The 13,181-nt window shown below is 52.5% G+C and carries 9 protein-coding genes; 4 read left to right on the top strand and 5 right to left on the bottom strand.

The features are described 5' to 3' along the window. Window positions 1-412: 412 nt before the first annotated feature. The 4 genes from JOD20_RS08050 (at window position 413) to JOD20_RS08035 (ending at window position 5,846) form a co-directional block, all read left to right on the top strand. On the top strand, window positions 413-1,747 hold the full coding sequence (locus tag JOD20_RS08050; RefSeq protein ID WP_204754775.1) for an ABC transporter substrate-binding protein: 1,335 nt from the start codon (window positions 413-415) through the stop codon (window positions 1,745-1,747). 114 nt (window positions 1,748-1,861) lie between these two features. Next, window positions 1,862-2,758: a carbohydrate ABC transporter permease gene (locus tag JOD20_RS08045; protein WP_204754774.1), complete on the top strand. Its 897-nt coding sequence runs from the start codon at window positions 1,862-1,864 to the stop codon at window positions 2,756-2,758. Between the two features lie 3 nt (window positions 2,759-2,761). After that, window positions 2,762-3,640, top strand: a complete 879-nt coding sequence (locus JOD20_RS08040) for a carbohydrate ABC transporter permease (RefSeq protein WP_204754773.1) — start codon at window positions 2,762-2,764, stop codon at window positions 3,638-3,640. A gap of 271 nt (window positions 3,641-3,911) precedes the next feature. Then, a complete protein-coding gene (locus tag JOD20_RS08035; RefSeq protein WP_204754772.1) occupies window positions 3,912-5,846 on the top strand; it encodes a beta-galactosidase in 1,935 nt (644 codons plus the stop codon). Window positions 5,847-5,888: 42 nt separating this feature from the next. On the opposite strand, the gene ruvX is transcribed toward JOD20_RS08035, so the two are convergent. The 5 genes from ruvX to JOD20_RS08010 form a co-directional block, all read right to left on the bottom strand. Beyond that, window positions 5,889-6,365 (bottom strand): Holliday junction resolvase RuvX, encoded by a 477-nt coding sequence (gene ruvX / locus JOD20_RS08030; RefSeq protein ID WP_110514091.1) that lies wholly within the window; start codon window positions 6,363-6,365, stop codon window positions 5,889-5,891. Next, complete coding sequence (locus JOD20_RS08025; protein ID WP_204754771.1) at window positions 6,362-8,347, bottom strand: hypothetical protein; 1,986 nt, start codon at window positions 8,345-8,347, stop codon at window positions 6,362-6,364. Before JOD20_RS08025 ends, ruvX begins: the two co-directional genes overlap by 4 nt. Window positions 8,348-8,543: 196 nt before the next feature. Then, entirely contained in the window at window positions 8,544-11,210 is a 2,667-nt protein-coding gene (gene alaS, locus JOD20_RS08020; RefSeq protein ID WP_204754770.1) for an alanine--tRNA ligase, read from the bottom strand. 137 nt (window positions 11,211-11,347) lie between these two features. After that, window positions 11,348-12,181 carry a GNAT family N-acetyltransferase gene (locus tag JOD20_RS08015; RefSeq protein ID WP_204754769.1) on the bottom strand — a complete coding sequence of 278 codons (834 nt, stop codon included), beginning with the start codon at window positions 12,179-12,181 and terminating at the stop codon, window positions 11,348-11,350. Further along, a complete protein-coding gene (locus JOD20_RS08010; protein WP_204754768.1) occupies window positions 12,153-12,809 on the bottom strand; it encodes a hypothetical protein in 657 nt (218 codons plus the stop codon). The genes JOD20_RS08015 and JOD20_RS08010 overlap by 29 nt, the downstream gene beginning before the upstream one ends. Between the last annotated feature and the right edge of the window lie 372 nt (window positions 12,810-13,181).

Genomic DNA, 13,181 nt, shown 5'->3' with positions numbered 1-13,181 from the left:
GCATTGTGAGCAAATACGATTACTCATCCTTCAGGCTAAAGTATAGTCAAAATATCATTAATATGCTTCACCTTTATGGGAGAATATTGACGATCAAATAGCGATAAAAACCATTATCCTGCCCTTTATTTACCTAGCACTTCTTTACGCACTAAAAGAAGCCACCACGCACTTCATCCCCAGTCGAATCACCCCCGAGGCTAGGCCGATTAGGCCAATGGAAACGCTCCCACGAATTAGGAATAATATGCTATGATACTGATAGCGTGATATGCTTTATCCGTTGAATTTCCCACTCGTGTTAATCATCCAAAGGAGGCTTGGCAGACGTAACATCTATGCTGGAGAACGCTCCTATCGATAGTCGGATGATAATGGTGATATGTGCAATGTAGCGCAAGGAGATCCGCTGATGGTTCGCCGAAATATGCATCTTTCGCTGATTAGTTTATTGGTCTTGACCCTGATTTTGGCTGCCTGTGGCAGCGAGAGCACCGCAACAACCACCAGTGGCAACACTGGCTCAACCAACCCTGCAGATGTCAAAGGCGAAATTACGGTTTGGGCTTGGAACGTGGCTGCCAAAAGCCTCGAAGCCACCGTACCTTCGTTCAACCAAAAATATCCCAACGTCAAAGTTACAATCCAAGACCTTGGGCGCACAGATGTTTATGATCGGCTGACGACCGGCATGCAAGCTGGCGGCGCTGGCTTACCCGATGTCGTCGCAATCGAATCCGACCGCATGGATGTTTACACCGCGACCTTCCCCGAAGGCTTGGCCGACTTAACCAGCCGCGCAAGCAAATACGAAAAAGATTTCGATCCTTCAAAATGGGCCCAATCAAAAATCAACGACAAAATTCGCTCGATTCCCTGGGATTCAGGCCCAACTGGCTTGTGGTATCGCGTCGATATCTTCGAACAAGCTGGCGTAGACCCCAAATCGATTGAAACATGGGCCGATTTGATCGCTGCTGGCGAAAAGATTTTGGCCGCTACCGATGGCAAAACCAAGCTTATTCCCGTTGATATTGTGGCCGATGACGCTGGCTTCCGCATGATGACCAGCCAATTGGGCGTGTGCTGCTATTTCAATAGCGATGGCAAAATCAACCTGACCAACGAAAAATCAGTTCAAGCCCTGACCTTGCTCAAAGAAATCAACGATAAAGGCTTAGTTGCCAATATCAATGGTTGGGATGGCACGGTTGCCGCCACCAAAAATGGCGATGTTGCGACGGTTCCATTCGGCGTATGGTATAGCGGCACGATCATCGACCAAGCGCCTGATCTCTCGGGCAAATGGGATGTGATGTTGTTGCCAGCCTTCGAAAAAGGCGGCAATCGGGCTGCCAACCTTGGCGGTTCAACCTTGGCAATTCCCGCAGCAACCAAAAATCTCGATGCTGCATGGGCATTCGTCGAACACGCCTTGGCCACCAACGAAGGCCAAAATCTCATGATGGAAAAATTTGGGATTTGGCCAAGCTACCAGCCAGCATATAGCGCTGATCTGTATAGCAAACCAGTCGCCTTCTTCAACAACCAACCAATTTGGAAGATGTTTGCTGATGAAATCAAAAACATTCCACCAGCAACCTACACCAAAGATTATGCTAAAGGCCAAGCTGTTTTGGCTTCAGCCCAATCCAAGGTCTTGAGCCAAGGCATGGACCCCAAACAAGCCCTGCAAGAGGCAGCCGACGAATTAGCCAACCAAACTGGCCGCGAAATCGCCCAGTAGGTTCATGCGCGCATTCCCAGCCCCTCTCTCGCCTGCGGGAGAGGGGAGTTTGGCTTAATGCTGTGGGAATGCTGGTTACTCTAGTCAGTTAATGGTCATGCCTAGGAGGGTTCTATGGGGTCGCAGATGCTCACGCCAGCAGAGCGCCGCCACCAATGGCGACGGCGACTTACCCCGTACATGTTTTTGGTCCCCGCCTTGTTGGTGTTTGGCATCTTTATGCTCTACCCAATTGTTTCTTCGTTGCAATTGAGCTTCGAGAGCCAACTAAACCCCAACAGTGGCTTTAGCTTTGATAACTATCGCCGCTTATTGGGCGATAAAGTGTTTCGCAAAGCGCTGACCAACACGGTGTTTTTATTGCTGTTTCAAGTGCCATTACAACTTGGCTTGGCCATGGTTTTGGCAGTGATTCTGAATAACGCCGTTTTGAAGTTTCGCACTGTCTTTCGCCTAATTTATTTTCTGCCTGCAATTACCGCGCTCTTTGCGGTGGCCTTGATCTTTCGGCTGCTGCTGAACGATGAAAAAGGCTTGGTTAACTATGTGCTGAATGGCTTGGGCATTCAATCGGTGCCTTGGCTGAGCAATGCGTGGCCCGCCAAATTCTCGCTGATTACAGCGATTACCTGGCGCTGGACAGGCTATAACATGGTGATTTATCTCGCCAGTTTGCAGAGCATTCCCGATGAGTTGTACGAGGCTGCTGAGCTTGATGGCGCTGGGGCATGGGCCAAATTTTGGTCGATTACCGTGCCGATGATGCGCCCAACAATTCTTTTAACCACCGTGCTTTCAACCATCGGCACGCTGCAAATTTTTGATGAGCCATATCTGCTGACCCGCAGCGGGCCATCCAACGAAACCCTGAGTATGGCAACCTTGCTCTATCGCACTGCATTCCAAAGCGCCGAAATTAATTATGCGTCGGCGATTGCCTATGTGATGGTGTTGATCATTGCAGCCTTTTCGCTGCTCCAATTTCGGCTTGCTCAGCGCGGGGAGGACTAAGCGATGGCAAAAACCAAGCTTTCAGACGACTTTATGCCGAAGCCCTTGGTCAGCCGTTTCCAACGCATTCTGATCTACATCGTGTTGGTGATTGGGGCCTTCTTCTCGCTGTTTCCCTTTTATTATATGTTTGTCCAGGCTTCGCAGCCTTCAAGCGAAGTGCTGCGCTTTCCGCCCCACTTGTGGTTTGGTAGCTCAGCTTGGACCAACATCAAAGGGCTATTTGCCAATGGCTTTGGCCGCTCGCTGTTTAATTCGGCCTTTATTGCGGTGGTCTATGCCAGCCTGAGCGTGTTTATTGCCTCGCTTGCTGGCTATGCCTTTGCCAAATTCCGTTTTCGCGGGCGCTCGGTGTTGTTTGGCATGTTTTTGTTGGTCTTGATGATTCCCTATCACGTCACCGCTGTGCCCCTGTTTCAGCTGATGTCCAAAATTACCTTTTTGGGCAATCCAACCTGGATCAGCAGCTATCAGGCGGTGATTTTGCCAGCGCTGGCCAATCCGTTTGGCATTTTCTTGATGCGCCAAAGCATGCAAGCCTTGCCCGACGATTTGCTCGACGCAGCACGCATGGATGGTGCTGGCGAGTGGCGGGTATTCACCAGCGTAGCATTGCCAACAATGCGCCCAACCTTGGCAGCCTTGGCGATTTATTCGTTTATGTTTCAATGGAATAGCTTCTTCTGGCCGTTGATTGTGATGCGCGATAAAGCCATGGAAACGCTGCCCGTGCGGATCAATGCCTTGGTTGGCTTGTCGATTATCGATTATGGCCAGTTGATGATGGGCACGGCGCTCACAACCTTGCCAATTATGATGATTTTTATCGCCTTCCAACGCCAATTTATTTCCGGCGCACTCGCAGGCGCTGTCAAAGGATGAATTATGAGGGATGAATTATGAGGGATGAAATTTAACCGCTAAGAATGCGAAGGCTGATAAGGATGAAGGATGAATTATGAGGGAGGAATGTAACCGCGAAGCATAGTATGGACGCGAATATCAAAATAAATGCTTCAATGCCACGAACTATCAGTACGTGAATAAACAAAACTTCGTGCTCTTCGTGTCCTTCGTGGTTAAAAACTTAATCTTCTCGCGTTTGGTTCATCCTTCATCCCTCATCCTTCATCCTTTCACAAGAGGTTTTTTTATGCCATTAGGTGTTTGTTATTATCCCGAGCATTGGCCACAAACGTGGTGGGCCGATGATGCCCAACAAATGCGGGCCTTGGGCTTAGAATATGTGCGGATCGGCGAATTTGCTTGGGCCTTGATGGAGCCAGCAGCAGGCCAATACGATTGGGCTTGGCTTGATCAAGCAATTGAAACTTTGGCCAGCCAAGGCTTGAAAATTGTGCTGGGCACGCCCACCGCTACACCGCCAGCATGGCTGACCCATCGCCAACCAGACCTGTTGCGGATCGATGCCCAAGGTCGGCGTTTAGGCCATGGCGGTCGTCGTCAAGCCTGTTTGGTCAATCCTGATTACATCGAATATAGCCGCCAAATCGTCAGCGCCATGGCTGAGCGCTACGGCAACAATCCAGCGATAGCCGCTTGGCAAATCGATAACGAAATTGGCAATCATGGCTCGGCGCGCTGCTATTGCGAGCATTGCGCCGCAGCATTTCGCCAATGGCTCGAACAACGCTATGGCGATTTGGCAGGCTTAAACGAGGCTTGGGGCACGGCATTTTGGAGCCAAACCTACAGCGATTGGCAACAAATTCCTTTGCCAAATGTGCCAGTTGGCGGCGGCCATAATCCTTCGCTAGTGCTCGATTATCGGCGCTTTGCCTCGGATCAACAGGTGGCTTATTGTGGCATGCAAGCAGACATTTTGCGCCAGCATTCGCCAAATCGCACAATTTTGACCAACATTGCCCCTGGCGACGATGAGATCAATTGGTTTGATATGGCCAAGCAAGTTGATACGATTGCTTGGGACAACTATCCGCATGGTTTTCCGAATTGGCAAGCAGTCTCGATGTATCACGATCACATTCGAGGCCTCAAACGCCAGCCATTTTGGGTGATGGAGCAACAGCCAGGCCAAATCAACTGGACTCCCACCAATCCGCCAGTGCCGCCCAACCAAGTGCGCTTGTGGAGCTACCAAGATGCAGCTCATGGCGCGGCCAACGTGCTCTATTTCCGCTGGCGCGCCTGCTGGCTTGGGCAAGAGCAATATCATAGCGGCCTGCGCGATCATGCCAATCGGCCAGCCCGTGGCAGCGTCGAAGCCCGCATTGTTGCCGACGAATGGCAACAGCATGGACAGCCAGAAGCAGCCCCGCGCAAAGTTGCCTTGCTCGTTTCCTACGATGACCATTGGGCGCAACAGCTTGATCCGCACGCTCAAGGCTGGAGCTATTGGCAGCTACTGCGCACGATTCATCGCACGCTCACCAGCTATGGCGTTGGGGTGGATATTGTGCAGCGTGGCACGCCACTCGACGAGTATCAATTGGCAATTGCTGTAGCCCCAATGCTCGATAACCCTACTGAAACTGCTGGCTGGCGCGAGTGGGTTCAAGCAGGAGGCACGTTGATTTGCACGCCACGCAGTTTGACCAAACGCAGCGACAATCGCACAGCTCCCGCTGGCTTCCCCAGCGGTTTGACCGATTTGTTCGGTGCTGATGTGGCCGAATGGAGCGCGCTTGATCCGGCGAAGCCTTGGGCGGTGAAAGTTGGCGATGCCAGCTATACCGCGCCGCTGTGGATGGAAGTGCTGAACGTAAGCCACGCCAATACGTTGGCGACGTGGGATCAATGCTATGCCGCTGGGCAGGCTGCGATTAGCGCCGCAACTTATGGCAAGGGCTTGGCAGTTTTAATGGGCTGCTATCCAACAGAGGAAATTTTGGGCGATCTCTTGCCACGCTTGTGGCCTGCTGCTCAACGCTTGCCCGAGGATATTGAGCGAATTGAGCTAACCGATGGATTACTGTGGTGCAACCATGGCGAGCAAGCCCAAACGATCAAGCTACAAGGCACGTGGCACGATCGCTTGAGTGGCGAGGAATTCAGCAATAGCTGCGAAATTGCTAGCTTAGGCGTGCGTTGGCTGCAACAACCCTAAAACAAACAAGCCCTGTTGAGGACAATCAACGGGGCTTGTTCGTTAATCCCAATCATCGTGATCAGGGTCGTGGTAGAGCGGGCGCGGCGGGGCAATCGAGCTCATATAATCTTGCAAGATTAAAATGGCCGCCAGCTCATCGACGTGATCGCGATGTTTGCTTTTTTTGATGCCCATAGCTTCGAGCGAGCGCTCAGCCTCAACGCTGGTAAAACGCTCATCATACAAGGTAATTGGAATGCTGGTGCGTTTTTGCAGGCCGCGCATAAACGCCTGCACCGCCTTGGCCTGAGCGCCAACCTCGCCACGCAAGGTCAATGGCAGGCCAATAACCAGCTCAACCACCTCATTATCGGCAATCATTTGTAAAAGCTGGGCATAGGCTTTATCGCTCGGCTGTGCGGGCAAGGTTGGTTGGCCACTGGCAATAATCCGGTCGGGATCGCACATTGCCACGCCAATGCGTTTGTTGCCAACATCCAAAGCGATAATTCGGCCACGGCTGGGTCGCTCGCTCATTCTTGCACCTGAACATTGATCTCGGCAGGGTCGAGCGGCAAACGCTCCACTTCTGGCACAGAAACAATATCGCCAATCAAGCCACTTTCGCGCAAGGCTTGCAATTGCAGCATTGCCTCGGCTGGAGTTAGGCCTTTGATACTTTCGGCAATCTTCAGTTTGGTGCTATCGGGCAAGCCAAGATTGGTTTTTGGCGCAACTTCAACGGTTGCCAACAACAAACTTGCGCCCGAATCATCGAGCCGAACTTCGCTTTTGACGATGCTGCTGGTATCGGTGCTGAACGATGGATCTTTGATCCGCAAGGCATTTGGCAAGGCCCGATTCAATTGTTCGGCAAAATTGCCGCGCACCGCCAAGCCTTGAAAATTTGCGGTCACAATCAGCTCAAAATCGCCATCAGTGCCAGCCACAGGGCGGGTCTGCACATCATATAAACTTGGGTCTTGGGTCAAATCATCGACATTAGGCAAGAAATTCACATCCGCCAACACTTCGCCTTCTTGCAGCACAGTTTGCATTTGGGCAGGGATTGCACTGCGAAATTGGGCGACAGCTTGGGGCAACAGTGGCAGCCAATCTGCTTCAGTTGGCAATTTCAACAGGGCAGTCGTGCCGCCTTGAACTGGCTCTGAATTGATCGCAAATAGTGCGCCTTCGTAGCCTTCAATCGTCCAAATAACATCACCGCTGGCTGGCATGTTGTAGCGAGTGCCACCAGCACTAGCCACAATTTGGATCGCGCCAACGCCGTTGGTCACGCCAGTAATGCTGCTGCTTGCTTCGGGAATTGTCACCTCGCCTTGGGTCAAGAAAACAATTTCTTCACCAGCAGCGTTGAGCACCTTGACCCGCGTATTGGCTGGAATCGGATAGGCTTGGGTATTGCGATTATAGACTTCGAGCCGGCCAGCAGCTGCTTGATCTGGCTGCTCGGTTGCCGTGATGACCGTGCCACGCACAGGCACCGAAATTGGCACCGTAATCAAACGGCCTTGAATTGCCGCCGAACTTGGCTCGCTAATCGGGTCGGCTTGATAGTTGAGCCGCACATCTTGGTAGGTTTGGCCACCCAAGCTTGGCGCTGGCCGCACCAAAACCGTAACCCCACTCACACCTCTATTGCCAAACAAAAACCATAATAACGCAGCAATTGCAATCGCCGCCAGAATCAGCATGCCCCACAATGGATAATTGCGTTTTGGCGCGTTTTGTTGCTTGAGTTCGGCCTTTTCGTCGGCGCGTTTTTGCTCAGATCGTGCCCGACGGGCTTTGGCATCTTGGCGGTGCAAGTCATCACTAGTTAATTCAATATCTTCTGGGCGAATGCGCGGGCGAGCTGGTGGTGCAGTAACAGTCGCGCTATCACCGCTGAGCGTATCCGAAAAATCGTTGAATCCATCAAAATCCCAGTTGTCGTTGCCACGCGCTTGCTCGTGTTGGCGCAAGCCAGTTTCGCCAGCAGTTGAAGCGACCGAAAGGCTATCCAAGGCATCGGCCCAATCGTCGATTTCGCTACGTGGCTGCTGCGGCGCAGGCTTGGGAATCGGTTGGCTAGCAATTGGCTTGCTCACGCTAGAGCTGGTTTGCAAACGATCGGTCGTCGAAGCTGTGGGCAAACCTTCCAGCGAAGCCAAGAAATCTTCTTCGGGGCTAACAGGAGCAACTGGCGGGGCTGGAGCTGCGGCAGCTGGCGCAGGCTTGCTGCCTACTACGCTTGGCTCAATTTCTACCACCATCATCTGGCAGGTCAAAGCAGCTTTGACAACCTTGGGATCGCTGGTATAGAGCGTCAGTTCGATACCTTCGCGGTTGGCAGTTTCGCGCAATCGATCGCAGGTTTTACGGCTTTGTAACGAAATCGAACCTTCGGGCATGAAGATGTCAACATGCTCTGCTTTGGCATTACGCACCTGCTGAAGAATGCTATCGATTGAATCAGCAAGGGCAATGGTGATCAGTTCAGTTTTGCCAGTTGTCATTGGGTTGCCCCCAAAGCTTTCAGAATGAACACACGTCAAATGTTGTGGTGTTGGCAGAATCTCGGCTTTATTGTACAACGATCTGTTACCGATGAGGACAACACCACAGGTTGTTTACTCATTGGGCGATTAATGCTTATCGTTCCCCCTCTCCTCGCTCAACGGGAGAGGGGGCTAGGGGATGAGGGATTTTCAGCTAGAGCAAACTACTGGCTTCAGCCAAAGCTTGATCAAGCGCAGCTGCATCGCGACCGCCTGCCTGAGCAAAATCGGCGCGACCACCACCACCACCACCAACTTTGGCAGCCAAGGCTTTGACCAAGTTGCCAGCATGGCGACCAGCTTTAACTTGGTCGGCGGTTGCTGCGGCGAGCAACAACGGCTTGCCATCGATGACGGTGCCAAGAATGACGACACCGCTACCAAGTTTATCGCGCAGTTGCTCACCAAGTCGGCGGAAGCTATCAGCGTCGCTGGCTTCAACCCGCGCCACAACCAATGGCGTGCCTGATTGCTCAGTTTTTTGGGCCAACAAGCTATCGACTTGACCAGCAGCTAATTCGCCACGCAAGCGTTCGATTTCATCGCGGCGCGATTTTTGGTCGAGCAATAAGCTATCGAGTTTTTCTTCAACTTTGCCTGGCTGCGCACCAAGTTTCTCGCCCAAGGTACGAATCAATTGGGCTTGTTGGCTGACCCATTCGGCAGCGGCGCGACCAGTGACAGCTTCGATCCGGCGCACACCTGAGGCCACTGAGCCTTCACTGACGATTTTGAAGAAGCCAATTTCGCCAGTGCGGGCAACGTGAACGCCACCACACAGCTCGCGTGAGCAAACCGGCGCTTCGCTGTTGACGTGCACATGATCGCTGCTATCGCCACAACCGACGGTCACCACGCGCACAACATCGCCATATTTTTCGCCAAACAAGGCCATTGCGCCTAATTCGCGGGCTTGCGGCAAGGCCATTTCGGCAGCTTCAACTTTGCTATCAGCACGAATCCAAGCATTCACTTGGTCTTCGATTTGCTGAAGTTGGTCGCTGCTGAGGCCTTTTTGGTTGTTGAAGTCGAAGCGCAAGCGCTCTGGCGCAACCAACGAGCCTTTTTGCTCGGCATGGTCGCCCAAGCTGTCGCGCAATGCGCGGTGCAACAAGTGGGTGGCGGTGTGATTACGCACAATATCGCGGCGACGTGCTGCATCAACCGTGACGGTCACTTGCTCGCCAAGGCTCACGCTGCCTTCGCTGACCCGCCCACGATGGACAAACACGCCAGGTACTGGTTTTTGCACATCGTCGATCACAATTTTGCCATGCGGCCCGACCAATACACCGCTATCGCCCATTTGGCCGCCACTTTCGGCATAACACGAGGTGCGATTGAGCACAAAAGCGACTTCTTGGCCACGTTGGACGGTGCCAAGTTCTTCGCCATCGAACTCCAGCGCCAGCACATGGCCCCAGCTTTCTAGCTCGTGATAGCCAGTGAAACTGGTTGGGGCCAAATTGCGCTCGGCCCAGCGTTCGGTAACCGCGCCTTTTTTGAATTGAGCAGCACCACGGCCACGGGCGCGTTGGGCTTCAAGCTCAGCCTCATAGCCTGCCAAGTCAACCGTCAAGCCACGTTCGGCCACGATGCGTTCGGTCAGATCGAGCGGAAAGCCATAGGTATCGTAGAGTTTGAAGGCATCAGCACCACTGAAAACTGCCTCTGCTTGATTTGGCAACATTGCTTCGAGTTGGCGCAAACCGCCAGCCAAGGTTTTGTTGAAGCGTTCTTCTTCGCCAGTCACCACTTCGGCAATATAGCTTTGTTTGTTGCGCAACTCAGGGTAGGCATCGCCCATCATATCGATGACGGTGGCAATCGTTTCGGCCAAGAATGGCGCTTTGAAGCCGATGGTTTGGCCAAAATAGGCGGCGCGGCGCACCAAACGGCGCAGCACATACGAACGGCCTTCGTTGCCAGGCCGCAAGCCGTCGGCAATCATAAAAGCGATCGAGCGGCTATGGTCGGCCACCACGTGGTAGGCCGAGCTATTGGCTTGATAATGTTCGCTGCCAGTGCCCAGCAATTCCATCACCGTGTGAATAATTGGCGTGAACAAGTCGGTTTCATACGAGCGAAACACGCCTTGTTTGACAATTGCCAAGCGTTCGAGGCTCATACCAGTGTCGATTGATGGCTTGGGCAGCGGAGTCAATACGCCGTTTTCATCACGGTTGTATTGCATAAACACCAAGTTCCAAATTTCCATATAGGTGTCGTCTTCGGAGTTCACCCCTTCTGGCACTTGGTTATCGGGATCATCGCCGATGTAATAGTGAATTTCCGAGCATGGCCCGCGTGGCCCAACATCGCCGGCAGACCACAGATTATCTTTGGCATCGAAGCGCAAAATCCGCTCGGCAGGCATATAGGCTAGCCATAAATCGTGGGCTTCTTCGTCGGCGGGAATCTGCTCATCGCCTTCGTAAATGCTGACCCACATCCGTTTGGGATCAAGCCCAATTTCTTGGGTCAGAAACTCCCATGCAAAACGAATTGCATCTTTTTTGAAATAATCGCCAAACGAAAAATTGCCCAGCATTTCAAAAAAGGTATGGTGACGCGGCGATGGCCCAACATTTTCGAGGTCGTTTTGCTTGCCAGAGATGCGCAAACACTTTTGCGATGAAACGGCGCGGCTGTAGGGGCGGCTTTCGCGACCCAAAAAGACATCGTTAAACTGAACCATCCCAGCCACTGTAAACAACAGGGTGGGATTATCGGCAGGAATCAGCGAGCTACTTGGCACGACGGCGTGCCCTTGCCGCGCAAAGTAGTCTAAGAAACGCTGCCGTAGCTCTGAACCTTTCATTTGGGAACCTCAAGATATTAAGAACATAGAACAAAGAGCATAGAACAAAGCCAATTATTGTGCTCAAGCCATTAATGTTCTATGTTCTATGCTCTGTGCTCTCACGATTATACACGATGCTGATGGGCTATTTGCGCTCAGCGTAGCGCTAATTCAAACAAACTATAGGCTTCGTTGGTATCGTGCCAATTGAGTTGGGCGATTAATTGAGCTTGGCGACTATCACGCCACTGTGGAGTAAGCAACTCTTGGCATTCGGGCAGGGTGCGCGCATGAGCCAAAAGCGTGGTTTGCGCTGCCGCATCGCCTTCAATATGGGCAATAAAGCCATCCGGTTGGCAAATCATCCAGCCGCTGCGATCAGGCAGCACATATAATTCTTGGCTGGCAGCACGGCGTTCAAGCTCAGCTTGATCAAGGTTGCGCACCGTCCACTGATAGACATAGCGCCCGCCTTGATCGTGCAAATTCTGGGCTTGGCTCAGATCGATCAAGCTAGCATCGGGCACAACATTGGCAGGAGCAGCAGCAAGATCGTTCAAGCCATACCATTCAATAAAGCCAACATTGGCAAAATTGAGCTTTTCGGCCATCGAATGCATGCGATGATTGCTACGCTCGGTCATATAGCCGATCGTGTGCGCGCCCCAACTTTTGGCCCAATCGATCGAATATTCGACCAATTCGCGGCCCAAGCCTTGGCCTTGCAACTCAGGATGAATCCGTAAGCCACCAAACCAAGCTTGGGTTGGCGAAAGCACCCGCAGGCGCAGCACAACCACCGGTTCTTGCCAGCCAGCAATCTCGCCAACATACAAATGGCCTTGGGGCAACCAATAATCCCAAACATCGCCAATATAATCTGGTTGTCCGTTCCACAAAGTATTGCACCACGCCACAATTGGCTCGCGATCGTCGCTGGTGGCTGGGCGCAGGGTGAGTCTATTTGAGTTCGTCGTCGTCGTAGGCATGTAAATCATCAAACTCTATATCATCGAGATCGACAGCACTGCCGTCGCTATCGAAATCATCAAGGTCAAAGCCAATCCCAGCCAAGCCCGAATCTTCTTCGAGGCCGCTGGTGAGGGTATGCAACGCCCGTTGCAAGGTTGTCGCGTTTTCGGCGGCAAAATACGAGAGGCTATTAGCATTCAAACGGGCCTGCTGGCCATCATCAAGTGGGCTAGCGCCAAGCAACAGCACAGGCATGGAGGCGATAGTTTTACCATAGGTGCTCAAAAAGCGTTCAAGCTCGCGCTCGGCAAAAATCGATTGCTCTTCGCTTTCGAGGTCAAGCAACAGAATCACGCCATCAGTATTGTGCAAAACATGCTGGCGGTCGGCGGCAGTTGAGCCAGCAGAACGCAAGGCATGCAGCATATAGACGGGCTTAATATCACCAAGGCTAGCATTTGCAGGCCGGTAACGAGCTACGAGGGTTGGTTCGTCCGTTGGCGGGCTATCCCAGGTTACTTCGCGTTCAGCGAGCGGAATGGCTGTAACCAATTGGGCGGCTAGTTTCACTGCATTGCGGGTAGGTGGGCCAAACAGCACGACCTTGCAATGCCATTCGTTTGTCTCATGATTGAGCCGTGACATAGCTCCTCCGAAATTCCACTGCAAAAACGATGGGCAGTCGCAAGGATTATAGCATTGTCTCGCAGCTTAGCGCTAGCTTTTCATGGTAGAGCATTCCCTCACCCCCCAGCCCCCTCTCCCACTGAACGCGGGCGAGGGGGAGCACCCGTTTTACGTCTGGCTTTCTCTGGGTTGCTTGATTCACTGAACGGCCCACTGAACACGGGCGAGGGGGAGCCGACCAGTGTTTACCAAGAACTGTGTCAGAACCACAAGTCTAAAGCCCCTCGCCTGCGGGCGTTTAAGGGCGGACAGGGACGCTTAAACCGAGGATACAGAACGACCTCGGGTGGTATACTGGATGGTGCAAACCCTATCCGCTAACCAGCCGAG

The sequence above is a fragment of the Herpetosiphon giganteus genome (genome assembly GCF_016907925.1).
Taxonomy (GTDB): domain Bacteria; phylum Chloroflexota; class Chloroflexia; order Chloroflexales; family Herpetosiphonaceae; genus Herpetosiphon; species Herpetosiphon giganteus.
The sequence above is the reverse complement of the archived record's forward strand: the minus strand, read 5'-3'. Positions and strand labels throughout refer to the sequence as shown.